The 23,237-nt window shown below is 39.3% G+C and carries 27 protein-coding genes; 7 read left to right on the top strand and 20 right to left on the bottom strand.

Features of this window, described 5'->3' with window-relative positions:
- Positions 1-258, bottom strand: a 258-nt coding sequence (locus C0J08_RS11110; protein WP_212652675.1) for a helix-turn-helix domain-containing protein, incomplete at its 3' end; no start/stop codon positions are given.
- 235 nt (positions 259-493) lie between these two features.
- Between C0J08_RS11110 and C0J08_RS11105 the strand changes: the two genes are divergently transcribed.
- Both C0J08_RS11105 and C0J08_RS11100 read left to right on the top strand, forming a co-directional pair.
- A complete protein-coding gene (locus C0J08_RS11105; protein WP_212656192.1) occupies positions 494-799 on the top strand; it encodes a hypothetical protein in 306 nt (101 codons plus the stop codon).
- Positions 800-839: 40 nt separating this feature from the next.
- A complete protein-coding gene (locus tag C0J08_RS11100; protein ID WP_212656191.1) occupies positions 840-1,433 on the top strand; it encodes a CBS domain-containing protein in 594 nt (197 codons plus the stop codon).
- 61 nt (positions 1,434-1,494) lie between these two features.
- Here C0J08_RS11100 and tusA read toward each other — a convergent pair whose 3' ends face one another.
- Both tusA and C0J08_RS11090 read right to left on the bottom strand, forming a co-directional pair.
- Complete coding sequence (gene tusA, locus C0J08_RS11095) at positions 1,495-1,722, bottom strand: sulfurtransferase TusA (protein ID WP_212656190.1); 228 nt, start codon at positions 1,720-1,722, stop codon at positions 1,495-1,497.
- Positions 1,700-2,317, bottom strand: coding sequence for an alpha/beta family hydrolase (locus C0J08_RS11090; protein ID WP_212656189.1), 618 nt, complete (start codon positions 2,315-2,317; stop codon positions 1,700-1,702). The genes tusA and C0J08_RS11090 overlap by 23 nt, the downstream gene beginning before the upstream one ends.
- Positions 2,318-2,484: 167 nt before the next feature.
- Here C0J08_RS11090 and hemN point away from each other — a divergent pair, with 167 nt between their 5' ends.
- The 3 genes from hemN to C0J08_RS11075 are packed head-to-tail and all read left to right on the top strand — an operon-like array spanning position 2,485 to position 5,204.
- A complete protein-coding gene (gene hemN / locus C0J08_RS11085; protein WP_212656188.1) occupies positions 2,485-3,855 on the top strand; it encodes an oxygen-independent coproporphyrinogen III oxidase in 1,371 nt (456 codons plus the stop codon).
- Between the two features lie 20 nt (positions 3,856-3,875).
- Complete coding sequence (gene fnr, locus C0J08_RS11080; RefSeq protein ID WP_212656187.1) at positions 3,876-4,637, top strand: fumarate/nitrate reduction transcriptional regulator Fnr; 762 nt, start codon at positions 3,876-3,878, stop codon at positions 4,635-4,637.
- A 24-nt stretch (positions 4,638-4,661) separates the two neighbouring features.
- Positions 4,662-5,204 carry an adenine phosphoribosyltransferase gene (locus C0J08_RS11075; RefSeq protein ID WP_212656186.1) on the top strand — a complete coding sequence of 181 codons (543 nt, stop codon included), beginning with the start codon at positions 4,662-4,664 and terminating at the stop codon, positions 5,202-5,204.
- Positions 5,205-5,257: 53 nt separating this feature from the next.
- Here C0J08_RS11075 and C0J08_RS11070 read toward each other — a convergent pair whose 3' ends face one another.
- From C0J08_RS11070 to C0J08_RS11055, 4 genes are all read right to left on the bottom strand, one after another.
- A complete protein-coding gene (locus tag C0J08_RS11070) occupies positions 5,258-5,821 on the bottom strand; it encodes a YfaZ family outer membrane protein (protein ID WP_212656185.1) in 564 nt (187 codons plus the stop codon).
- Between the two features lie 11 nt (positions 5,822-5,832).
- Positions 5,833-6,672: a tRNA 2-thiocytidine(32) synthetase TtcA gene (gene ttcA / locus C0J08_RS11065; RefSeq protein WP_212656184.1), complete on the bottom strand. Its 840-nt coding sequence runs from the start codon at positions 6,670-6,672 to the stop codon at positions 5,833-5,835.
- A gap of 121 nt (positions 6,673-6,793) precedes the next feature.
- Positions 6,794-7,309 carry a SprT family zinc-dependent metalloprotease gene (locus C0J08_RS11060; protein WP_212656183.1) on the bottom strand — a complete coding sequence of 172 codons (516 nt, stop codon included), beginning with the start codon at positions 7,307-7,309 and terminating at the stop codon, positions 6,794-6,796.
- A complete protein-coding gene (locus C0J08_RS11055) occupies positions 7,300-9,051 on the bottom strand; it encodes a RecQ family ATP-dependent DNA helicase (protein ID WP_212656182.1) in 1,752 nt (583 codons plus the stop codon). Before C0J08_RS11055 ends, C0J08_RS11060 begins: the two co-directional genes overlap by 10 nt.
- A 96-nt stretch (positions 9,052-9,147) precedes the next feature.
- On the opposite strand from C0J08_RS11055, the gene C0J08_RS11050 reads away from it, so the two are divergent.
- Entirely contained in the window at positions 9,148-9,792 is a 645-nt protein-coding gene (locus tag C0J08_RS11050) for a YecA/YgfB family protein (protein WP_212656181.1), read from the top strand.
- Between the two features lie 27 nt (positions 9,793-9,819).
- On the opposite strand, the gene C0J08_RS11045 is transcribed toward C0J08_RS11050, so the two are convergent.
- Genes C0J08_RS11045 through C0J08_RS11015 form a run of 7 tightly spaced genes read right to left on the bottom strand, consistent with a single transcriptional unit; the run spans position 9,820 to position 17,514 of the window.
- Positions 9,820-10,971 carry a fused response regulator/phosphatase gene (locus tag C0J08_RS11045; protein ID WP_212656180.1) on the bottom strand — a complete coding sequence of 384 codons (1,152 nt, stop codon included), beginning with the start codon at positions 10,969-10,971 and terminating at the stop codon, positions 9,820-9,822.
- A gap of 10 nt (positions 10,972-10,981) precedes the next feature.
- Positions 10,982-11,353 carry an STAS domain-containing protein gene (locus C0J08_RS11040; protein ID WP_249344623.1) on the bottom strand — a complete coding sequence of 124 codons (372 nt, stop codon included), beginning with the start codon at positions 11,351-11,353 and terminating at the stop codon, positions 10,982-10,984.
- Positions 11,310-11,615, bottom strand: a complete 306-nt coding sequence (locus C0J08_RS11035; RefSeq protein ID WP_212656179.1) for a BolA family protein — start codon at positions 11,613-11,615, stop codon at positions 11,310-11,312. Before C0J08_RS11035 ends, C0J08_RS11040 begins: the two co-directional genes overlap by 44 nt.
- Positions 11,616-11,626: 11 nt before the next feature.
- Positions 11,627-15,043, bottom strand: a complete 3,417-nt coding sequence (locus C0J08_RS11030; protein WP_212656178.1) for an SbcC/MukB-like Walker B domain-containing protein — start codon at positions 15,041-15,043, stop codon at positions 11,627-11,629.
- Between the two features lie 9 nt (positions 15,044-15,052).
- Complete coding sequence (locus tag C0J08_RS11025) at positions 15,053-15,706, bottom strand: DUF4194 domain-containing protein (RefSeq protein ID WP_212656177.1); 654 nt, start codon at positions 15,704-15,706, stop codon at positions 15,053-15,055.
- Positions 15,706-17,097, bottom strand: coding sequence for a Wadjet anti-phage system protein JetA family protein (locus C0J08_RS11020; RefSeq protein WP_212656176.1), 1,392 nt, complete (start codon positions 17,095-17,097; stop codon positions 15,706-15,708). The genes C0J08_RS11025 and C0J08_RS11020 overlap by 1 nt, the downstream gene beginning before the upstream one ends.
- Before the next feature lie 39 nt (positions 17,098-17,136).
- A complete protein-coding gene (locus C0J08_RS11015; RefSeq protein ID WP_212656175.1) occupies positions 17,137-17,514 on the bottom strand; it encodes a sirohydrochlorin chelatase in 378 nt (125 codons plus the stop codon).
- Positions 17,515-17,573: 59 nt separating this feature from the next.
- Between C0J08_RS11015 and C0J08_RS11010 the strand changes: the two genes are divergently transcribed.
- Positions 17,574-18,596, top strand: a complete 1,023-nt coding sequence (locus C0J08_RS11010; RefSeq protein ID WP_249344622.1) for a TIGR01777 family oxidoreductase — start codon at positions 17,574-17,576, stop codon at positions 18,594-18,596.
- 7 nt (positions 18,597-18,603) lie between these two features.
- Here the strand turns inward: C0J08_RS11010 and C0J08_RS11005 are convergent, their stop codons facing one another.
- From C0J08_RS11005 to C0J08_RS10980, 6 genes are all read right to left on the bottom strand, one after another.
- Entirely contained in the window at positions 18,604-19,119 is a 516-nt protein-coding gene (locus C0J08_RS11005; RefSeq protein WP_212656174.1) for a DNA topoisomerase family protein, read from the bottom strand.
- Between the two features lie 5 nt (positions 19,120-19,124).
- Complete coding sequence (locus tag C0J08_RS11000; protein ID WP_212656173.1) at positions 19,125-19,496, bottom strand: hypothetical protein; 372 nt, start codon at positions 19,494-19,496, stop codon at positions 19,125-19,127.
- Positions 19,493-20,233, bottom strand: a complete 741-nt coding sequence (locus C0J08_RS10995) for an HAD family hydrolase (protein WP_212656172.1) — start codon at positions 20,231-20,233, stop codon at positions 19,493-19,495. The genes C0J08_RS11000 and C0J08_RS10995 overlap by 4 nt, the downstream gene beginning before the upstream one ends.
- Position 20,234: 1 nt before the next feature.
- Entirely contained in the window at positions 20,235-21,227 is a 993-nt protein-coding gene (gene hemH, locus C0J08_RS10990; RefSeq protein WP_212656171.1) for a ferrochelatase, read from the bottom strand.
- 145 nt (positions 21,228-21,372) lie between these two features.
- A complete protein-coding gene (locus C0J08_RS10985) occupies positions 21,373-22,188 on the bottom strand; it encodes a sulfite exporter TauE/SafE family protein (protein ID WP_212656170.1) in 816 nt (271 codons plus the stop codon).
- Between the two features lie 78 nt (positions 22,189-22,266).
- Positions 22,267-23,202, bottom strand: a complete 936-nt coding sequence (locus tag C0J08_RS10980; RefSeq protein ID WP_212656169.1) for a chemotaxis protein CheV — start codon at positions 23,200-23,202, stop codon at positions 22,267-22,269.
- Positions 23,203-23,237 lie beyond the last annotated feature (35 nt).

Raw genomic sequence — 23,237 nt, 5'->3', positions numbered from 1 at the left:
TCTTTTGATTGTTTGAGCAGGTGTCTCTTTGGCTTTCGGGGATTTAGACATGGGTAGCCTCACTTTGGTAGACCAATCCATTTTGCCGTGTTTTCGAAGCCAAGTCAGCACCGTTGATCGCCCTTGGATTCCATAGATTTTTTGAGCTTGCTTATAAGTCATGTCGCCTTTTTCGACGGCCATCACTATCTGTAATTTAAAGCCCATTGTGTAGTCACGTTGAGTACGCTTGCGCTTGGTATTACTTGATGTCCCCATAATAGGTCTCCTAGGTGTAAACCTATTTCAGGACGGGACAACTGATATAAAAAAGGCGACTTCTCTTCTTAAAGAGGTCGCCTTTTTTGTGGCATCAATGATCTGATAGAAAAAAATCACAATGCTTAGGCAAAGAGGATGATCGTGAAAAAAAGAGGCATTTCTATAAAAAGACTGGGCTTTATGAAGTGGCAGGCCTATATTTAAAGTCATAGAACAGGGATTAGGTGTTGCTATGAAAATTCAATTACTCGTGATCATTGCCGTGTTAGCCTCGTCTTTATTGACGATATCTCAGCGCGCCAATGCTCAAGAAGTGAATCAATTCAGATGGCTAGAACCTAACTTGGAGCAATTATGCGATGATTCTGTCTTAGCTGACTTAAACAACGAAGTAGACGATGACGCTGCTTTGTATTTTTCTCTCAACGCAGCCACAACACCTCCTATTTCCATTCTTTTTCCAAATCATCACTTACTAGTCACGTCAGCCGCTGATAACAACGGCAACCCAAGAGCACCACCAATTTCATCGATATAAATCGCCAAAATTCAATCCATTTTTATATCGAGGAATTATCATGAAAACCTTAACTTATGTTTCAACAAAAGATGTGAGTAATTTGACTTGGCCTATTACAACCGAGGATATAAACCTTTATTCTCCAGCATTAACTGTTTTTACCGATTTTCGCACTACTGGACCACGCGTTATAGAATCCAGTACACGCGCTGATGAGCTTGTTCAATTAATGCGCAAAGAACACGTACGAATGAAAATCGTAGTGGATACCAACAACCAATTTATAGGTGTTGTCAGTCTTGAAGACCTATCCGAAGATGTATTCATCAAGCATGTTGCTAATGGCTTTAAGCGCTCAGAATTAATGGTTTCTGACCTAATGAGAGGCAAAGAAGACCTACTTGCTTTGTCTTATGCCTCTTTAAAAAAATCCGATATAGAATCACTTTTATTTAGCCAACGAAACAACCGACTACAACACTTATTGGTCATTGATGAGCATAGCAAAGCCATTAGTGGTTTGATTTCATCAAATGACATTGCGCGCCAGTTAAGATTGGATATCGATATTACTTTTTCAAGCTTTGCTTACCTCTATGAAAGCGCAATCATAGGCCAAAGAAACCAACCCAAAAAGCTAAGAGTCGCCTAACGCTTAGCTTGCTATAAGTTTGAAAAGCTCAAACAACACGGCTGTTTGGGCTTTTTTAAGCTTATTTTTTCTCGATCCAATAATAATAGATATTGTCATTTTGCTCTTGCTTAAGGAGCTTATGACCAAGGAATTGACAAAATTTTGGAATGTCTCTAGTTGTAGACGGGTCAGTAGCAATGACCTTTAAAACATCTTTGGCCGCTATTTTACGCATTTCAACATGAAGCATCATGACGGGTTCTGGACAAAGTAAGTCTGTTGCATCAAGCACGGCTTGGTGTTCCATAGAATTTCTCTCTAGCTAAGTGTTTTTTAAGCCAAGCGTCAGTATGGCTGGCAATCTCTAAAATAGTGTCATCAATCGTTCTATTGTATTTTTTTAAGGTTTTAAAGTCATGATCTGCACCCTCGACCCAAATAATATCCACGTTATCTGGGAGTGTTTGCCGACTAACCCAATCATATGAGCCAAGTTGGTCGCGTGTGCCTTGAATAATAAGGCATGGAACCTTCATATCTTGTAGAAACGAAAGTCTATGTTTTTCTGACTTTCCTGCTGGATGGAAAGGAAAGCCAAAGCAGATAACAGCCTTGACCATTGAATGATGAGTCAATTGAGTGGCTACACGCCCTCCCATGGACTTGCCTGCCACAATACAGGCATTTTCATCCTGAATATAACTCTCGTATTCTGGAATCAACGTATTAAACCTAGGGGGCGGCCTTTTTTTTCCTGACACTTCTTGCTGTTGCATATAGGAGAAAGTAACAGGAGTAACAACATAATGTTGCTGGACTATAGCCTTAGATAATTTTTGTAAAAAATCATTGTGGTGGCCAGCACCAGCACCATGGGCAAAGTATATAGGAAGTGAAGTCATTAGATTGTATTCAAAACGGCTATTAGACCAGATTTGATAAAGGGTTAGAAGCGACTAATACTTAAGCGCTTTTGCTTTGCAGTATGCTAATTCTTGATCTGTGTCAGCAAACATCCAAGACCTAACGTGTAGACTACTATTAGAAAATTTAATAGGAACGCATCATCATGATCTGGGACTCCTCACTTATCGCTAAATACGACCTGTCTGGGCCTCGTTATACTTCTTACCCAACAGCGCCACAATTTAATTCCGGCATTAGTAAAATTGCATTAATTGATAAAATGCTAACGCCTTCACAAGCCCCTATTAGCTTGTATTTCCATATTCCATTCTGCGCCCATCTTTGCTACTACTGTGCCTGCAATAAAATAGTAACTAAGCAGTATGAAAAAGGTACTGAGTATGTGGAATTGCTTGGTGAAGAAATGCGATTAAGAAGTCTTATGCTTGATCACACAAGAAAAGTAACTCAACTGCATTTTGGAGGAGGCACCCCAACCTTTTTAACTGAAGAGTTGTTTGAAGTCTTATTCAATACTATTGAGCAGCATTTCAATCTAGTTAACGATGGTAGCCAAGACTACAGCATTGAAATCGACCCAAGAGAAATCAGCAAGCCTAAACTTAAGTTGTTAACAGAAAAAGGCATAAACCGTATCAGCATTGGTGTGCAAGATTTTGACATCAAAGTTCAAGAAGCCATTCACCGTATACAACCCGTAGACATGGTCAGAAATCTAGTCGATGACGCTAGAGAGCTAGGTATTAAGTCAATTAACTTTGATCTCATTTATGGGCTTCCGTATCAAACAATAGAAGGCTTTAAAAAAACGCTTTCACAAGTAGTTGAGTTATCACCAGATAGAATTTCGCTGTTTAATTATGCTCATTTGCCTGATCGTTTTCGCGCGCAAAAGCGCATCACAGATGACAGCTTACCTATTTCAAGTTTGAAACTTGATTTACTGAAAATGAGTATTGAATACTTGATTGCAGCCGGCTATGAATACATAGGTATGGACCACTTCGCAAAACCAACCGATAGCTTAGTGATCGCTCAGCAAGAAGGTCAACTACAACGTAATTTCCAAGGTTATACCACTCATGCAGATACTGAGCTGATTGCATTTGGTGTTTCAGCCATTAGTGACTTAAATGGTGTTTACATACAGAACCATACTGACTTATCCGAATATAGAAGCCGCATAGAAAAGGGACAATTAGCGATAGCGAAAGGATATATTAGTGATCTAGATGATAGAATTCGTCATCAAGTTATAATGACGTTGATTTCGCAGTTTGCGCTCAACACAAGCGCAATTGAACAGAAATTTAATATTCATTTCTTTGACTATTTCTCTAATGAAGTGGAAAATCTAACTCCCATGTTGGAAGATGGGATGTTATTAATTGAACGTAGTGGAGTGCAGACCACGATTCAAGTCACACCAAAGGGTAGATTATTAATACGCTGTATTTGTATGGCTTTTGATAAATATCTCAATGGCGCCATAAAATACTCAAAAGTTATATAGATCGAGATCAGGGAGATAACATGTCAATGACACACACACAGTCACGTTTTAACAGTACACTTACATCACAATGCCAAAACTGTAGTTTAAGCGCCCTCTGCCTTCCTATTGCACTGGCTGACGAAGACATTAATAGATTAGATCAAATCATCGAGCGCAAAAAACCACTTAAGAAAGGTGAGTTTTTATTCAGACAAGGAGAGCCTTTTGACTCTGTGTTTGCTGTTCGTTCAGGCACGCTAAAAACCTTCAACATCACTTCTGTTGGAGAGGAGCAAATCACTGGTTTTTATTGCCCTAGTGAGTTGGTCGGTCTTAGTGGTATAGATTCAAGCGTCTACCCTGTTTCTGCCAAAGCTTTAGAAACCACTACCGTCTGTGAAATCCCATTCAGTCACTTAGAAGAGTTGTCCTCTCAGATTCCATCACTAAAGCACCAGATTTTTAAAGTAATGAGTCGAAAAATATCGGATGATCAGCAAATGATGGTATTGCTTGGCAAAAAGAATGCCGATGAGAAAGTCGCCTCTTTTCTATTGAATTTATCCAGCCGCTTTAAAAAGCGTGGTTATTCTGCCAGCTCATTCAGACTATCAATGTCTCGTGGTGAAATTGGTAATTACTTAGGCTTAGCTGTAGAAACCGTTAGTAGGGTTATCACTCGTTTTCAAAAAAATGAACTAATCCATGTTGATGGCAAAGAAATTGAAATAATTGATTTCGAAGAAATTCAAAAACTCGTTGGGGTTGCTAGCGATTGTGGTAAAATCGCCCACATTTGATTCATACAACGAGGCTATACTGTAATGCTTTACGACGATTTTTACGTTAAATCACTCATACAAACAATAGAAGACTGGCCAAAAAAAGGTATTAGCTTCAGAGATATCACCCCTATTTTCAGCGATCCAAAAGGGATGAGAATGGTTGTTGATGCCTATGTACATCGTTACATTGGCACAGACATTACTCATATTGCTTGTATTGATGCTCGTGGTTTTTTGATTGCAGCCGTACTGGCTTACGAACTGCAAAAACCACTAATTTTAGTACGTAAAAAAGGCAAGCTTCCCGGCAAAACAATCTCACAGAAATATGCCCTGGAATACGGTGAAGCTGAGTTAGAAATTCAAGAAGGTGCGGTTGAAGCTGGCGACCAAGTATTATTATTTGATGATTTGATTGCAACTGGTGGCACCCTTTTCGCTGCAATTGAGCTACTTACTCAACAAGGTGCAAATATAAAAGAAGTAGCTGCAATCATTGATCTTCCGGACTTAGGTGGAAGCCAAAAATTGAGTGACAGTAATATTTCTGTCTTTAGCCTTTGTGCTTACGAAGGGGATTAATATAGACCTAAAAAAGGTGGCAAGAGCCACCTTTTTATCTTTTCATGTAAATATTAGAAATCTACACTAGCGCCGACAGAAAACCCATTATTGGCTATTTTACGGCTGTCATCTTCATAAATAACTGTCGTTTTACCGTAACTAATAAACGCCCTAGCATTTCGCATGGTCATATACTCTGCACGTAGCTCGTAAACATACATGTGATCTAAGTTTTTAAAAGACAATACTTCTGGAGCATAATACAAAGAGCCAAAGATACTAAGACGGTTAGCTTCAGGAAGTGTATAACGATACCAGCCACCCAAAGCAAGCGCTACAGATATATCATCATCTGGCTCCAAGTCAGCATCAATACCATACAAACGCGCACCAAGACCTACTTGTAACGGACCACTAGTATCTGAATCTTCTACTCCCAATTCAATATGTGCAGCAGTAACACTCTCGTCCTTATCATAAGAAACACCTGCACCAATACCAAACGTCCCCATATTAAAGTTAACATCACTTTTAACGGTTTCATTTGTTAATGCAACACTGGCTGTAGACGCGTTAACCAATGATGATCCTAGTATTCCAGCAGTAAGCAATAGTGCTTTATTAGTCAAATTCATTTTTAATGATCCTATAATGAAATAATATTTAGTCTATCAAAGGCATCAGGTGACTGTTTTAATTCTTTAAAATTAAATAAATTATTGTCGGCCAGATGCGATGGCACGACATTCTGAATAGCGGAAAACATTGTTTCAGTTCGACCAGGAAATTCTTTTTCCCATTTTTGCAACATGTCTTTAACAACTTGCCTTTGTAGGTTTTCTTGAGAGCCACAAAGGTTACAAGGAATAATTGGATATTCTTTTATCGTTGCAAAGGCTTCAATATCATCTTCTTTGCAATAAGCTAAAGGACGAATGACAACATGTTTACCATCATCACTTAATAATTTAGGTGGCATTGATTTTAATTTTCCACCAAAAAACATATTTAAGAATAATGTCTCAAGAATATCATCCCTATGATGACCAAGTGCAATTTTGGTGGCTCCAATTTCTTCGGCAAAACCGTACAAAGAACCTCTTCTTAAACGAGAGCATAACCCACAAGTCGTTTTGCCTTCAGGCACTATCTCTTTAACAATGCTGTAAGTGTCTCGTTCCAAGATATGAAAATCAACCCCTATCTTTTTGAGATAAGCTGGCAAAATATGCTCTGGAAAGCCTGGCTGCTTTTGATCTAAGTTAACGGCAACAATACTGAAATTTATTGGTGCGCTTGACTGAAGATTCCGTAAAATCTCAAGCATGGTATAAGAATCTTTACCGCCAGATAAACACACCATTACCTTGTCACCTTCTTCAATCATATTGAAGTCAGAAATGGCCTGGCCAGTCAATCTACGAAGACGTTTTTGGAGCTTATTTAACTCCAGTTTTTCTTTAGGTCGAGTCGATAAATCCATCATAAGTACGCTATAAATAAAACGGCCCTATACTACTATAAGCATCTGATAATCGCATCAAAAATGGCATATATCAGAGGGAAATACACGTTATCGAATTAATCTTTGTGTGCACCTAGGTATTTTAAATCGTCAATTGCAGAATTTTTCGACAGTCTTTACAAATATACTCGACTCCCTTTTGAACTTTATTGTGACGCAGTTTGCTAAGTTCATGGCTCTTACAGGAGCAGTGGTATTGATAAACATTTTTGGGTTTTGGTACATCAAAGTTATGAGTTCTACTGGGATTAAGGCCGTATACTTTAAGCATTACTGCCTTCCACTCCTTACCATGTGGCCTGACTGTCGTACCATAAATCTGAAAAACAATAAGATGGGCTACCTCATGCGGCACAACCGTTTCTAGAAATTCGATAGGGTCCTGCTGATACATAAAGTGATTAAAACGCAGTTCATTTTTTTGTAAATGGGCAGTGCCTGCAGCCCTTCCCTTTTGTTTGAAATTACAACTAGCCCGCTTGAACTTTGTTGCGAAAAACTCATCTGCTCTATCAAAACAATCTTGAGTTTTGTCTTGAATAAGCTGTAAAGCAACTTGATTATTAGAAAACTCCATTTCCGGTGTAATTAGGGGCATAAGGCATCTACCTCATGAATCATTTCAATTAAAGGTTCGGCAAAGGCTTCAACACTTTTCTTAGGCAACCCTGTGAGACGACTAAGCGATGCCACCGAGTTAGGTTTATGCAGGCAAATCAACCTCAGTTGATTATCGCTTAAATCTACAGAGCCATAGGTATATTTCCAGGCAAGAATTTTATGCCAACTGACTTTATCTACAGTCAATTGGTCTTCATTAAGTATTGGATAATATTGCTCATTAGCAATTATGACGTGTGTTTTTCCCTGCAAAACGCCGCGGGCCTTTTCATTGATATGTACAGAAAAAGTACTGGAAGAACCAATCTGTATATACTCGAAAGCGAGTAAGTGACGAATGACAGACTTCCATTGGGTGTCGCCAAGTTCTTTTCCTTTGCCAAATAAGGACATAGTATCCGCTTTAATGGCTAAAACCTGTTTCGTTTTTTTTCCGAGCAAAATTTGAATGAGTACAGAGAACGGTTGCAAACCTTTTGTATGATAAATCAGTGACAATATTTTTTGACTGGCTATTGTCATGTTCTGCTCTGACTTATTTGAAAGGCATCTATCGCAATAATTACAAACAGGAATGATTTCATCAAAGTGGGACAATAAATTCTGACGACGACAACCACGCCCTTCCAGTATTTGAAATAAGCTAATCAGGCTTTTATGCTCTTTCTCTGAGTCTTTAGGCTGCAAGACAGCGAATTGTTGTGCTTGAAGCATGTCTTGCAAACCATATAAAAGAAGTGATTTAGCAGCTTTACCATCACGACCAGCACGACCAATTTCCTGAAAATAGGCTTCTGGGCTACTAGGTAAATCTAGATGTATAACAAATCTAACATGAGAAACATCAATTCCCATTCCATAAGCTGTTGTTGCAACCATAACGGTGCCTTGCTTATTAGCAAATTTGGCATGATTATTTTGCTTGTCCTCGTTAGACATTGCGGCGTGGTAGCTTAAACTAGCAATTCCGAGGTTATTTAACCAATAAGCAAACTCTTCAGACTTTTTTCTTGAACGGCAATAAATAATGCCGGTTTCTCCTGGGACCTCATGATGCAGAAAGTATAAGATTTGTTGTTTGGCTTTCCTTTTTTGCGCTATTTGAATTTTGATATTGGTTCTATCGAAACTATTACGCAGTACTTGGCAATCCCTTAGTTTTAATGAGGTTTGAATTGCCGTAATAGTCTTTTTATCGACGGTTCCAGTCAGGGCTATAATAGGCACTTCTGGAAAGAAATCTCTCAATTGGCCTAATTGGCTATATTCAGGGCGAAAAAAATCCCCCCATTGAGAAATACAATGCGCTTCATCAATTGCAAATAGTGCAATTTCAAAACTGCTAAGAAAACCTATGACCGATGATTGAACAAGCTTTTCAGGAGAAAGATATAACAAATCAATATGCTTATTCCGTAAGGCCCAAATAAGGTCATCTTGTTCACCTGGGTTCAACGTAGAATTTAAAAATTGAGCCCGAATGCCTTTATTATTTAATTCTTCAACTTGTTGTGACATAAGAGACAGCAAAGGACTGACAACCACCGCAACACCATCACGCATCAAACCTGCAGCTTGATAGGCTAAAGACTTACCTCCTCCCGTAGGAGCCGCAAGTAAGACATCCTGACCTGCACACAATGCGTCAATCGCTTCTTCTTGCAATGGACGGAATGAAGAATGTTTTAACTGAGAAAGTATCTGCTTCTTTAAATTCATTTGCGAATTATCTCTTAACAGCAGCGTTTCTGCATCGATTTTTCGCCCTCTTTTCGCTAGAATCATTCACTTAATTTGTATTAGGGAAACAATTGCATGGCACACCAACCTCTTGATGATCTTGAGTTAGAGACGTTAGAAACATTTTTGGAGTCAGATCAAGTTCATGAGGAATGCCAAAACTTTGTTATGGCACATGGCTTTCTAACAGCATTGGCTATTTGTCCTATGCCTACACCGGAACAAAAATGGCTGCCGGTTATTTTTGAAGACACGCCTAACTTTGATAATGACAAACAAGAAAAGCAGATTCTGCAATATTTGTCTCGCTTAATGCTAGATATTCAGAAAGAACTTGAATCTGAAGACGGCTTTATAATTCCTTGTGAGCTTGAGATGGGTGAAACACCTGAAGAGTTAAGTGAGCTTCAAGAATGGGCTACAGGATTCATGGAAGGTGTTTTTTTCACTGAGAGTCAATGGTTTGAATCCGATAAAGAAGAAGTGGTTGCAGAACTTCTTTTACCCATTATGGTGGCATCTGATTTGTTTGATGATGAAGAAGTTTTGCAAATTCGTAAAAGTGAGAAGCTGACTCATTCCTGCATTGCACAAATACCTGAAGTGGTGACGGATTTGTTCTTAGTACTCAGAACTGAGCCTGAAAAGCGTCCTTTTCCTAAACCCCAATCGAAATCTAAGAATGGTAAAAATAAAAAGAAAGGTGGTAAAAAGTCTTAATCTAGTTAAGCCCTTCTATCAAAAAATTTATTGAAGACAAGAACTTCTCAGTGCAACTAAAGTAATGTCATCGAGTTGCACTGAATTACCTTGATATTTAGCAAGTTTATCTTCTATTAATTTTTGCGCTATGAGTAAGTCCTCTTCCTTATAAGAACTTGCAATCAATTCCTTAACTTTATCATTGCCTAGCATTTCATCACGACAGTTTTTTAGCTCTAAAACACCATCTGAAACAACAACCAACGTGTCACCTGCATTCAATTTATTACTTTGAAGACCTGATTCAAACTCATGTTCAGGTAACACGCCAAGTGGCATATGATTTGACTTTAAAAAGCCCACTTCACCACATGATCTACGAATGTAAGCATTTGGCATACCGCCGCCCCAATAAGTAATCCCTCCTCCTTGTTCAATAAGCATGATGTAACCCGCACAAAACATATAATCAGGGAGAATATTAAAAAGGATTCTATTTATTCGTTCCGACAAGCGATTAATGCATAACAAATCATCAACGGCGTCAAAAAATGCCTGCATTACAGGTAACGCACCAATAGAGGCTGGAAGTCCATGCCCAGTAAAATCACCAACAAAGATCAAACGGGCGCCGTCTGATCGAGTTTTAACTAAAGCGAGATCGCCATTAAAACTTGCCGCAGATAATCTTGTTATAGCAAGATAATTAGAGTTTTTTTCACTACGGGTTTGAATATGGTCTAGAACATGATGGGCCATTTCATGCTCTCGCTCAATCATTGTTTGGTAATATGTCATTGCCTTATTTTTTCGGTACATTTCTTTTATTAGCTCAACATGGCGAATATGTGTTTTGAGCCTTATGTTGAACAAAACTTCGTTAAATGGTTTTGGTATGAAATCATCTGCACCAGCCTTAAAGCATTTATTCATAATAGAATCAGCTGTATGGGAGGCTAGAAAAATCATCGGAACAAAACGACTACCGGAAAGGGCTTTAAGTTTTTTTACCAACTCAAGGCCACAGCCTCCTTTAACAATGATATCTAAAGTGACAATGTCGGGGGCATAATCGACAAATGCCAGTATAGCCTCTTCAAAGGTTGAGACGGTTTTCACTCTTACAGATTCTTTTTCTGCACTTAATGAAATAATTTCGCGATAAACTGGTTCACTGTCGATACACAGTAATTTCATCAGTTTGGCCTTATTGAATATTAAACCGTTTATCGAAACGAGAAATCATCAGAATATTTTTGATGAAGTCATTCGCTCCTTTTAACTGGATTTCACTTTCAGTATCAATAGCGTTGCGCATGCTAAGCAACATACCAAGAGCTGCGCTATCAAGATACTCCACCATCTGCATATCAATGATATAGATATTATAGACCTCTGAAAGGTCAGAATAAGCGGCACGAAAATCATTGAATAATGAGAAATCAAAACTCCCAATAATGGTAATTGTGACAATCTTTTGCGAATCATTAATTTGAACTGAAATACTCATTACTAAACCGAGTTTGGGGGCTTCCCTACTCGCCTCCATGGCATTTGGGTGATAATGGAGCAAGCGCATTGCGCTCGCCCCACTCTTTTATTGAATATAGGTGCATAGCTAAAGCATGAATTTTCGTCATTTCTTCTTGCAGCACGCCATAAACAAGCTGATGACGTTGAACGAGCCTTTTACCTTCAAAAGCATCACTAACAAGAACAAGCTTAAAGTGAGACTCACTTCCTTTAGGCACATTATGCATATAACTCTCATTTTCAAGTGTCATATGATGAACATCCAGTTGTTCTTTGATACGTTGATCTATTTGATTTTGTATAATCATATCGTTCTCGGCTATACCGGAGCACCTAATTGTTCAGATTGTCCATTAAGTAATACTTGCCCTTTTTCTTTTGGGTAAGCCACATCAATCGATACAGCACCGCCTTCACGCCAAACACTAATAATAGTATCCATATTAGCGGCCATAACGGCACGTTTATCATCGGGTGCGGCTGCTATAACTTGAAGCCCAATGTCTTTCATGAAGCCCATACAAGTAGACGTTTTTACCATATCGATCTTATTGAAGGCTTCATCAAACATAGCCAATGAGAAACCACCCACAATTTCGCCTTCCATTGTTTCATGCAAGCGATAAGTGGTCGATAAGGCCGCCGCAATTGCTAAGTAGAATGGAATTTGGTGCTCACCACCTGAACCTGTTTGAATACGCTGACTAAGGGTAGTTTTCTTATTGCCATCCGCGTCGAGAATATCGACTTCAAAGTTATAGAATTTTCTGTAATCAGCGAGATCTTGTTGTTTCTCTTCATCTGAAATCAGTTCTTGAATGGATTCGATTGCACGCAAATGGTCAGGGTCATCGTTTAAATGCGGATCGAATAAACCACCTACATTCGCTTGATCTTGCGCACTGAATCGTTCAACTAGGTCCAAAATATCCTTCATATCACCATTAGGATAATAGCGGAATTGATAAATTTCTTGGTTAAATGGTCGACGCTTCAAGCTGTGATTAAGTTCACGAATAATGTGGGCCACTTGATCAAGAGAGTCTTTCAATTTAGATACATAATCTGAACGGAAGGTTTCTTCAGCCTCTCTGCGAGCTAGCTCAGCTCGTTTAGCGTATTTGGCTAACTCTGTTTCGCTTAGCACATCGATTTGGTAAGAAACATAATGCTCAAATTCTTCAAACTTAGATTCTAAGTAATCCAGCTGAACATCATTATCTAAATTGGCATTATGATATTTACCATAATGGTCAGCCACTTCTTTACGTACTTTTTGATCAAAGCTACGTGCTTTTTCACTGGCTTTTTCAGAACGACTAATGGCCTCTTTGTATATAGCCGCACCATTTACCATACTGCTTTCTAGCAAGGCATATCGCTCACTGGCGAATTCGGCATCGTATCTTGGATTGGACGTCAGGCGATTACGTTCTTCATCAAGGGCTGCCAAAGCAGAACTCAACTGGCTTTTTTGAGTATTTAAAGCACCAAACTGCTCTGCGATCTGCTGGCGCTCACGATCCAATTTCTTCTGATCAAGTTCAACGCTAGCGATACGAGCTTTAAGCTCTTCTATTCGTTCTTGTAACTCGGTATCGTCATGCTTTTGCAATTGGGCTATTTCTGCTTCTACAGATTCTAGCTCTTGAGTTAAACGAGTAACCGTATGGCTGGCATTACCAATACTCTCTGCATCGAATTGATTATTAACCATTATTCGACCAAGCAGTGTATCGGTCTGCTCTAAGCGTTGATCCGCTTTAAGGAAGTTCATTAACTCGCCACTTAAACTTGCAAGCTGTTTTTCCCTTGATTCGCGCATGCCTTCGGTATTAATACCAACCATCATATGAGGCACAAAGCGGATCGTAGAGATAGTACCAGCAAGCTTCAACATGCCATCCGCTGTCATAGCGCTGTCTTCACGAAGAAGTTCACGCTCAGTGTCTACCGGTTTGATACCACCAAGACGACGGTTTAAATAAGCTTGCGCATGGTCATTATTGCAACGAATAAATCGTAAAGCAGAATTGTGATCACCACGATTTAGCCAAAGTCGAGTCTGAGTTGTATCAATAACACGACAACCCATTAATTGGCGTCGGTGAGCACGGAAGATTCGAATGGCTTCTTCGGCATCTTCAGGTTCTACAATCAAAGCTTCACGCTGAGCCCCAAGGTAACCTTCAATGGCGTCTTGCCACTTCCTGTCCGTCACTTCGGCTAAATGACTCAATGGTGTAGCAACAATATTGGCGTCTTTTAATAAAGCGATTAGTCGTTTTGTATTCTGAGAAAGAGGACTAACTCCCCCTTTCAATGAAGACACATCTGACTCTAATTGCTTGCATTCATCTTTTAAGTTAAGAATTGTGCGGTTCAATTCAGATCGTTGAGCAAATATCTGAGACTTCTCTTTGTCTAAAAGATCATTCAATTCAGCAAGCTTTTGAGTGAGAGGCTTAAGGTTGCCTTCTATGCGACCTTCTTCTGTGATCAATTGACTAAACTGGGAAAACTCGTTTACCAGCGCGATCGCTTCTTTAGAAAGTAAATCCTCAAAAGAATGTAACGCAGATAATAAGATAATTAACTGTCGAACTTGTAAAATAGCTTTCTGATCTTGCTGACCTTGAAGTGTTAGCAACTTCTTATTCTGCTCTAACTGCTGCAATTTTAAACCAACATCGGAATGCTCATATTGCTGCTCAAATCGAAGCAACTGACCTTGCAATTGCTTAAGCAAGCTAGCTTGAGTCGCTAATTCTTCTTCAATCTCTTCTTCACGCTCTTTTTGAAGTTCGTACTGATCTTGAATGTCATCTTGCTTACTGCCAAGCTCATCAAAGCGAGCCTCAGTTGCAATCCATTGGTAGTTAATTGCACTCTGCTCATGTTGATGTTTCTTTTCACAGTCTTGTTGAATCAGTTTTAAATCATCAATACGCTTTGATACTTCAAGTGTTTTTGCTTCTAGTTGACGGTATTCAGTCAAAGATTTCTGATAGGCACCCACCTGCAATGGCGCTTCAGCCAAAACAAAGTCTTGAACAAATCGCGTAGGAGAAGCAATAGGCACAAATTTTAACGCATTCTTAAAGTTTTTAAGAAAGCTATCCAATGTAATCAGATGATCTGCACTGGGGCTAAGTTCTTCAAGGTAACGATTAATATACTGAGTTGCTGAAGCACTGCCTGACTTGATATATGGGTCTAGACAGACTTTTTTCATTGCCTCACGTACTTCAATCCATGGCTTAGCTTTGTAGCTTTTGCCTTCCATTGCATCAATAAAGTCTGATTTTCTTACGCCATAGTTAGACAGAACAAAACGACCAAGTACATCTTCATCTGGTGAGGCTAGTGATGCGCTCAGCGCTAAGCCAACAGTAGACTCTTTACCTGTAATGCTATCTTCGAACACAAGAGCAAGATAACTCGTCGCATCTTGTCTTGGCTGTGTACCAAAAGCTTTTGCATTGGCTTGGCCAGCATCAATCATCCCCAAAATATAAGAACGAATACTACGACCACTGGCCTTGCCATCATTGGCACTCGCGTTGTAGTTAAGGTGACGTTTGCTCGCACCAGTCAGAACGGTTTGAATGGCGTCCAATAATGAAGATTTACCTGAACCGGTTGGTCCTATGATGGCAGTATTACCGCGGATACTGATTTCTTCTGCACCAAGAAGGTACCAATTTACTAATACGATTCGATTTAACTTTTTCATATTTTGGCCCTAGTCCTGATTTGTTTCTTGCGTTGTTTCTGTTTCGGCATTTGCATTTTCATCCGCAACTTCATCTTCATCTGGATCAGTACCATTGAATGACTCTAATTGTCGTAGATACGCTTCCGTTACAATCAAGCGAACAACAGGAGTAATGTTGATCATTTGGTTTTTACTGTCTTCCTCATAGGATTTGCCGCGAATGATAATCCCGTGTCGACTAAATAAGGCTAAGATATCTTTGAATCGCGTTTCCGTTGGGATCTCACGCTTAACCAATTGAACAAATCGATCTAAGATAGTGTGAGTGTTAGTTGCAACAAAGCCGTTATCGACTTCAAAGTTCTCAATTTTTTCTTCGTAAATTTGGCGAAGAACTAATAAAAATAAGGTTTCATCTGTTTTCAAACGGACAAAAGCCTCTTTCTGAATGGGTAAAACACCCGCCAATCGCTCGTTTTCGTTAATGTAGAGTCTCATGCCTAACGCATCAAATAAATTATCGAAATAATCTTGGTAGGACTCTAAAAGCAAATAGTGTTTACGTTGGCCATGTTTGTAGGCGCTGGCAAATTGATTGGCAATGACAAAGTTTGCTGTCTGTTGGAATTCTTGAGCGTCCTTACCAGACTCTTCAACAACTTTTTTTAATTCTCTAAGCATTACGCTTTGCTCCTACGCACTACAGTAAATTCACGACATTCAACGAAGCCGTGCACATCTAAGTACTGATTAGTAAACTGAACTTCGAATAAATCTTCTATCTTCTTCGCACTCACGCCTAGTGAGCCGATGTAACGCAAATGATCAAAGCAAACAAAATCTTCAACAGATTCAATCGTAAAATCGAGAATATGTTTTTGTTTGCCTGTCGCAATTTGCGAATCCAAGTAATTGTGCATTTTTGGGATTGTTACTTGGCGAGCCTCATGGAAACGACGCTGTTGATCCCTTAATTTTATCGCATCGGCAGACACTTCCGTTGGGGTCATGACTCGCGGTGGTGGCGGCTCTCTGCGTTTTGTCGGCTGTGCCGCCGAAGACATACCAACAAAGCGGGCACCCACAACGTCTTTTAAGATCGGAAGCTTCTCGAATTTTGCGACATCACTAATAATGCCCGCAATTTTGTTGGCCATACCTGGTCTTGAACTATCCATGTAACGAGCCGTATCCGCCGCGCGTTTTTCTAAGCGATAACGGTATTCATCGATACGCTCTAAGCGTTGCTCAATATTACTGAATGTTTGGATGATATCTCGGCAATCTTTTTCAACCATGGCTTGAGCTTCTGCCATCGTAATTAACTGCTGATCAACATAACACTGTGCAACTTGCCCCATGGTTTCGGGGTTGTTTAAAAACTCCTGAGTTAACTCAAGAATTTGACGCCTAAAACGGAACGGGTTATTGCTGGTTTTAATGGTCTTATAGTCAGCGATTAATATGCCTTCTACAAATAAATCAAAGAATCCCGCGACAATTGCTTTAGGGTCTCTACTCGCAAAAAGCTCTCGTTGTAGACTACGAATACCAAGCAATATCTGATTTAAGTGTGCCGAAAAATCTCTTGATGCCTCAGCTGACTGCCGAAGTGTTACTCCTCGCTCTTTAGGATGGTTCGCAACGGATTCTAAGTTACTAAGAATACTAAGTACGGTGGCACCGTAATTTCGCTTACCATGGCGGCTGATTTCGACCAGTGAACGAAGTAACATAGAGATTTGTGGAGTCATTAGTACACTGACTCGGTACAACTCCTGCTCTTCTACTAACCAACCGGTATTAACCAAGCGGTGATAAATTCTTAATGCATAATCATGAATGGTTTTTGGTGAGTCAAAAGATTCTTTTTGATCATCATGCCAAGCAAGCGTATCAAGTTTATGAAGGGTATCTTCAATCGATTCAATGATGGTCGACTTATCTTTAATTGGATCTTCAGCGTGATCGTAAAAAACATCTGCGAGATCATTTAATACTGCTTCTATTAATGCTCGATTTGAGCCGCTTAGCGCTTGAAATATTTCATCAGGCAAGTGTCTAAATAGCATCCATTAGACTCCATGAATTAACTAAAAATAAGAGCATTGTTAAACCTTACCTAAATGGTTCGCAACAACGGATTTCATTGCCTCTTTGACTAGCTCATCCTCACCGATTGGAGGTAACAACTCTATCTTTAGCATTTCTGTTTGTAACGCATCGATTTGGGCTGGAACATCTTGCCTCAGATGGCGACCAACAGCTAAAAAAAGAGGCAGGACGGCGACTTTATTAACGTTTGTATCTAATTGTGCTATTGCATCTTCTAATGAAGGAGAAGTTAGCTCCATGTATGCGAGGCTCGCGTTATCTTCACCATAAACATCCACAATTTGCTGGTACAACGATTCGAAAGGTTGCTTCCAAAGAGGGTCTGGACTTCCATGTGCAAGAAGTATGATGTGATCGTATTCTTTGCGTAGCATTTTGATACCTAATGTTTCTTGATTTAGCCATTTTATCCATCCTACTCTAGAAAAAGAAGGTGCAGTGCAAAAAACCTTTTAAACTTGTACCTAAATTGATTAAAAAATCATTTCTTACTTATATTTTGGAAGTGATTGATCCTCTTTTTATTTTCATACGTATTATGAATTTCATCCCTGTTGAAAAGGAGCTTAGTTCAATGAAAATTCTCGTATCGGGCGCTACTGGATTTATTGGGCAATCTTTGACCAAAAAACTGCTTAATGACTCCCACGAAGTATTTGCCTATGTGAGAAAAGTAGATAATCGTCTCGATAAAAAGATACATCAACTTACCCTACCATTACTTTCTGAAATAAATGAACAATTTGATGTTTTTATTAATTTGGCCGGAGAGAATATTGCAGGAAAAGCTTGGAGTGAAAAACGAAAAAAGGCTTTATACGATAGTCGAGTAACGTTAACTGACAATATTAAAAATGCATTAAACCAACCTCCAAAACTGGTCATCTCAATGTCAGCGGTAGGGTTCTATGGCTTATCAATTAACGATATATTTTACGAAGATACTCCCCCTTCTTCAGGCTTTGCGCATAAACTTTGTGCTGCCTGGGAGCAATCGGCTAAAGCTTTTTTAAATGATGGTGCGCGAGTTGTAATATTTCGTCTAGGTGTCGTTTTAGGAAAAGGAGGCGCTCTTGCTAAAATGCGACTTCCTTTTAAGTGTGGAGCAGGAGGCCCTATTGCTGGTGGAAAACAGTGGTTTTCTTGGGTTCATATTGATGATGTTATTAAAGCGATTGATGAAGCAATACAAGACAAATCATTTTCTGGAGTTTACAACTTGGTGTCTCCACAAATAGTACAGCAAGGCCAATTCGCTCGCTTATATGCCAATTCATTAAATAGACCCGCTATTTTACCGACTCCAAGGTGGCTATTGAGCATTATTTTTGGTGAGATGGCTAGTTTGCTAACTGAAGGTCCTAAAATTATCCCCAAAAGACTCATTGATCAAAACTTTTGCTTTAAGTACAAACAACTAGATTCTGCGTTAAAAGCTGTAGAAAAGAGCTATTAGTTAGTATTCAGCGTTTTTTCTTTAAAACAGGAAGCCCCTTATCATCATTAAGTGTATTTGTGCATTTGGGATAAGTAATGCACCCCCAAAAATAACCATTTTTACTTTTCTTCCTAACCAAGTAATGACCACATTTACGACATGGGTATTTTTTGGTGCTTGAAGGAGCACCATTATCATCTTCAACTGTTACCTTGCAATTTGGGTAGTTTGAACATCCCCAAAAAACATTATCTTTAAAGCTTTTCTTTCTCAGTGGGGACTGACAGGCGGGACAGAAATAACGCTTTGCTCTTACAGGCTTACCCGCCTCATCATTAGCGGTGTAATCGCAGGTAGGATATGACTCACATCCCCAAAAAGGGCCATTAGATCCTTTCTTAAGAGTTAATAGGCTTTCACATTTGGGGCATCTATAACGAACTTTGGCCGCTTTAATGTGTACGTCATTTTGTTCTAGAAACTCTTGTTCCCAGTTACTCGACACCGGTTCTCTTGATGCTTTATCGGACTTTTCCTGCATTTACTTTATTCTTTGTCTTTATAGCAAAATACTGTGTCTTCATCACACCCCTTTCTTTCCCCCACATAAGTTCTTATTTTAGAAGCACTATTTCTTGCCCCTTCTGCGGCAGCAGCACCGACTTCTTGCATTTTATCCCAAACGACTTCACCCGTTTCTTTTGTCTTCTTTGATACCTTTTTGCCGACATCTGAAGCTTTTTTACCAAATTCGGACGCTTTTTCGGTAGTTGTTTGAGCAATCTCCTCGGCAGTTGTTTTTGTTTTATCCCATAAATTAGCGGCACTATTCTTGGCTTTATCTAGGGAGCTTTCTTCAGAGTGGACCATCATTGATATTAGAGCTAGCATGCACACACAAATTTTTAAAATAGTCATAAAACTGTTGCCTTTATATTTGATGAGGAAAGCGCTAAGTAATCAAAAATATGACAAATATCACTAATCGTTTCGATGTTTTGATACGAAGATAAAGTGTCATCAGTCACTTTCTCGTGATCCCATGTTGTATGGTAAGGTATGTGTAAGGCTTTCGCTCCGATATCGAGCACTGGCAAAATATCTGATTTTAAAGAGTTGCCAATCATTAAGAAGTTCTCTGGAAGCACATTGTGCCTTTGCAAAATTTGCTTGTAAGTCAGAGAGTTTTTTTCACTAATGATTTCGATAGCATCAAAGTATTCAGCAATTCCCGATCGGGCTAGTTTACTTTCTTGATCGAGTAAATCCCCTTTAGTAATAACCAATAAACGATACTTAGCTTTCAACTTGGTGAGAACAGTTTCAATATTCGGTAATACTTCTACAGGCGACGCGAGCATACATTTTGCAAGCTCAATGATAGTTTGTATTTCACTCCCAATTATACGGCCTTCCGTTAATTCGATAGCCGTTTCTATCATTGAAAGTGTAAATCCCTTAATACCATAACCAAAATGCTGCAAGTTTTTGATCTGTACTCCAGCTAGATGAGAACGAATATAAGACTCGTCATGATACGGTAGGAGAAGATTTATAAACTCATCTTGTGCATGAATAAAAATATCTTCATTTTTCCAAAGCGTATCATCTGCATCAAAAGCAATTGTGCTTATCTTTGAATTACTCAGTACCATTCTAAATCCATTGCTTAGTGTTTTTCTCAATTAAGTCGACGTACAAATCAACTTGATCCGGGGAATCATTTAAAGCGGGAATGTAATCAAATGCTAAGCCGCCATTATTTTTAAATTCATCACCTAATTCCAAAGTCACTTCTTCAAGCGTTTCAATGCAATCAATGGAAAAAGCAGGACTGATGACATTAATTTTTTTCACTCCCATCGAGGGCAACGCCTTCAACGTAGCATCGGCATAAGGCTTAAGCCACTCCTCCCGACCAAACCGTGACTGATACACATGCGTCCATTCATGATCGCCCAGCTCTAATGCTTCTGCAACCAAACGGCTGGTTGCTTCACAGCGACGTGAATAAGGATCGCCATTTGTTACATAACGTTTTGGAATACCATGATAAGAAAAAACAAGATGACGCCTCTCCCCTTGCTTGTCCCATTGGGTCCGCACTGAGTTTGCTAAGGCTTCAACGTATAAAGGGTGTTCTGCATAATCATGCAGAAGCTGTAAAGATGGCCAGTGTGGACAATGTTTTAATGACTTCATGAGACGATCATAAGCCGCCGCTGTCGTAGTAGCGGAGAATTGTGGATACATAGGAATCACCACAATATTTTTAACGCCTTGATCTCTTAGCTTTTTGGCCGCATTTTCTACGCTCGGATTCCCGTAAGTCATTGCTAATTCCACAGGGACTGCCCGTCCAGTTTTTTTGACTAAAGCGGATTTAACATTATCTTTCAAGCGCTCACTAAGTACTAATAAAGGAGAACCTTCCTCCATCCATACTTGTTGGTAAATTTTAGCTACCTTGGGTGGGCGTAACGTTAATATAATTAAATTAAGGATTGGTTTCCAAATAAGAGGATTAAGGTCAACAACACGAGAATCTGAAAGAAATTCTCTAAGATAGCGACGTACTTCTGGAGTTTTCGGTGCATCCGGTGTCCCCAAATTCATCATCAATACGCCATAGTCGCTTGAGTTTTTCATGTTATACCTTTTAATTGAAATTCTCAGTTCATTATAAGTCAAGAAACCGCAGACAATAATGAAAATTCTAAGCTTATTAGGGGCTTATTTGTTTATTTTCGTTTCCGAGAGAGTGTACTTTGTCAACTTTACTGACAAACATAATCTAGCTAAACCATAACCGAAATAAAGAACAGACCACAAAAACCACAAAACTTATCTTCAATACACGCTTATCTAATTCTGTGCCTCTATCAAGGCAAAGCCAGAAAAAAAACAAATGGCTGATTGCTAAAATAGTGACTGATGGTATATGTAACGCTCCGACAAAACCACTTAGATTATAGTGATCAAAGCTTTGTGCTGGGTAAACAAAACCAACCAGAGCAGCAATAGATGAGAATAACACTAGCCCTTCAACAGTACCCTGTTGTCTACTTAATGCTATTTTTTTAAATTGGCATAAGATACGACTAAAGACTTCACCATTGCTTCCTGTTATGAGTGACATCCCTCCTATGGCTAGGCCAAGTGGTAGGTTCGTCATTGTTGATTCGGTGGTTATGTTTTTATCTTCACTCTCATTTTCATATTTGATAAAAAAGACACTACTTAATATGGCAATGACAGCCATACAAGAAAAAAGAAATTTGAAGGTTGTAATATCAATAAGAGATAAAAGCTGTGCACCAATGACACCACCCATAGCGATACCCGGAGCGTATTTCATCAAAGTTTGATGATCTACAGCACCAGACCTCATTGAACTTAACCAAGCATAAAGATTCGCAGGAATGAATGCGATAATGCAAGTCGCGACAATGGGTAACATTAACCCCTCAAAAGAAAGGTCAAAGACTGGAAAAAAGAAATATAAGCATGGGATAGCAATAAGCGTTGGAGAAGTTTTAATAAGAGCAGTAACCGAGCCAGTTGCTGCACCAATAAGAACCCATAAAAGAAATATTTCGTAAGTTGGCATAAGAGACAAGTATCCTTCCTAGCCATTATAAAAAAGCAGACAACAAATGCCTGCTTTTACATTGAACGTATCTAATATCTACTCTTTTTCGATAACAGAACGAATTCTTTCTTGTATCAAAGAAGCGAGCTTATCTGGCTGAAACTTAGATAAAAAATCATCGCAGCCAACTTTTTGAACCATTGCCTTGTTAAAACTTCCGCTTAATGATGTATGTAAAACAATGTAGAGATCCTTTAGCATAGGATCTTCACGCACTTCACGAGTTAGCCTATAGCCATCCATTTCAGGCATTTCGGCATCGGTGATCATCATAAGGAGCTTTTCAGGTACAACTTCACCCTCTGCCGCCCACCTCTTTAAAGTCTCAAGGCCTTTTTTACCGTCAGTTGCCGTATGTACTGTAATTCCCATAAAATCGAGTGTGGAGCGACACTGAGCAAGACCAACCGAAGAATCATCGACGACAAGCACTTCCAACCCTTTTGCCAAAGACATTAGCTCTTTATCAATAATGTCATCGCTGACTGTTGTGTCGTAGGGTGAAATCTCAGCTAATACTTTCTCCACATCAATAATTTCGACGATACGATCATTAACTCGAGTAATGGCTGTTAAATAATGCTGGCGTCCAGCGCCATCTGGTGGAGGTAAAATTTCATTCCAATTCATATTGATAATACGATCAACTTCCCCAACCATAAACCCTTGAACAGTATTGTTATACTCTGTAACAATAAGGTTACATGGCTGGCTGCGATCAATTGGACGCATACCAATGGACTCAGACAAATCGATGACTGGAATAGTACGGTTACGAAAATGCGTTACCCCTGCTACCGATGGATGTCTATGTGGCATTAAATTTAATTTTGGCAGTTGAACTACTTCTTGGACTTTGAAAACGTTGATTGCAAACATCTGCATTCCGCCAAGACGGAACATGAGTAGCTCCAAGCGGTTTTCACCTACTAACTTGGTTCTTTGGTCTATAGCGTCTAACATGCTTGCCATATAAAACTCCAAACATTTTTAAATTAAGGCATTAA

Origin of the sequence: Marinomonas sp. CT5 (assembly GCF_018336975.1) — a bacterium.
GTDB lineage: Bacteria > Pseudomonadota > Gammaproteobacteria > Pseudomonadales > Marinomonadaceae > Marinomonas.
The sequence above is the reverse complement of the archived record's forward strand: the minus strand, read 5'-3'. Positions and strand labels throughout refer to the sequence as shown.

Bases quoted from the DNA above. Each gene is read 5' to 3' on its own strand.
- C0J08_RS11025 (WP_212656177.1), bottom strand. From the start codon at position 15,706: ATGCTTAGAGAATTAAAAAAAGTTGTTGAAGAGTCTGGTAAGGACGCT.
- C0J08_RS11015 (WP_212656175.1), bottom strand. From the start codon at position 17,514: ATGCTACGCAAAGAATACGATCACATCATACTTCTTGCACATGGAAGT.
- C0J08_RS10985 (WP_212656170.1), bottom strand. From the start codon at position 22,188: ATGCCAACTTACGAAATATTTCTTTTATGGGTTCTTATTGGTGCAGCA.
- C0J08_RS11000 (WP_212656173.1), bottom strand. From the start codon at position 19,496: ATGACTATTTTAAAAATTTGTGTGTGCATGCTAGCTCTAATATCAATG.
- fnr (WP_212656187.1), top strand. From the start codon at position 3,876: ATGTCAATGACACACACACAGTCACGTTTTAACAGTACACTTACATCA.
- C0J08_RS11075 (WP_212656186.1), top strand. From the start codon at position 4,662: ATGCTTTACGACGATTTTTACGTTAAATCACTCATACAAACAATAGAA.
- C0J08_RS11005 (WP_212656174.1), bottom strand. From the start codon at position 19,119: ATGCAGGAAAAGTCCGATAAAGCATCAAGAGAACCGGTGTCGAGTAAC.
- C0J08_RS11105 (WP_212656192.1), top strand. From the start codon at position 494: ATGAAAATTCAATTACTCGTGATCATTGCCGTGTTAGCCTCGTCTTTA.
- C0J08_RS11100 (WP_212656191.1), top strand. From the start codon at position 840: ATGAAAACCTTAACTTATGTTTCAACAAAAGATGTGAGTAATTTGACT.
- C0J08_RS11050 (WP_212656181.1), top strand. From the start codon at position 9,148: ATGGCACACCAACCTCTTGATGATCTTGAGTTAGAGACGTTAGAAACA.
- C0J08_RS10995 (WP_212656172.1), bottom strand. From the start codon at position 20,233: ATGGTACTGAGTAATTCAAAGATAAGCACAATTGCTTTTGATGCAGAT.
- C0J08_RS11060 (WP_212656183.1), bottom strand. From the start codon at position 7,309: ATGCCCCTAATTACACCGGAAATGGAGTTTTCTAATAATCAAGTTGCT.
- C0J08_RS11070 (WP_212656185.1), bottom strand. From the start codon at position 5,821: ATGAATTTGACTAATAAAGCACTATTGCTTACTGCTGGAATACTAGGA.
- C0J08_RS11020 (WP_212656176.1), bottom strand. From the start codon at position 17,097: ATGCTATTTAGACACTTGCCTGATGAAATATTTCAAGCGCTAAGCGGC.
- C0J08_RS11030 (WP_212656178.1), bottom strand. From the start codon at position 15,043: ATGAAAAAGTTAAATCGAATCGTATTAGTAAATTGGTACCTTCTTGGT.
- C0J08_RS10980 (WP_212656169.1), bottom strand. From the start codon at position 23,202: ATGGCAAGCATGTTAGACGCTATAGACCAAAGAACCAAGTTAGTAGGT.
- C0J08_RS11090 (WP_212656189.1), bottom strand. From the start codon at position 2,317: ATGACTTCACTTCCTATATACTTTGCCCATGGTGCTGGTGCTGGCCAC.
- hemH (WP_212656171.1), bottom strand. From the start codon at position 21,227: ATGAAAAACTCAAGCGACTATGGCGTATTGATGATGAATTTGGGGACA.
- C0J08_RS11055 (WP_212656182.1), bottom strand. From the start codon at position 9,051: ATGAATTTAAAGAAGCAGATACTTTCTCAGTTAAAACATTCTTCATTC.
- tusA (WP_212656190.1), bottom strand. From the start codon at position 1,722: ATGGAACACCAAGCCGTGCTTGATGCAACAGACTTACTTTGTCCAGAA.
- C0J08_RS11040 (WP_249344623.1), bottom strand. From the start codon at position 11,353: ATGCGCTTGCTCCATTATCACCCAAATGCCATGGAGGCGAGTAGGGAA.
- hemN (WP_212656188.1), top strand. From the start codon at position 2,485: ATGATCTGGGACTCCTCACTTATCGCTAAATACGACCTGTCTGGGCCT.
- ttcA (WP_212656184.1), bottom strand. From the start codon at position 6,672: ATGATGGATTTATCGACTCGACCTAAAGAAAAACTGGAGTTAAATAAG.
- C0J08_RS11045 (WP_212656180.1), bottom strand. From the start codon at position 10,971: ATGAAATTACTGTGTATCGACAGTGAACCAGTTTATCGCGAAATTATT.
- C0J08_RS11035 (WP_212656179.1), bottom strand. From the start codon at position 11,615: ATGATTATACAAAATCAAATAGATCAACGTATCAAAGAACAACTGGAT.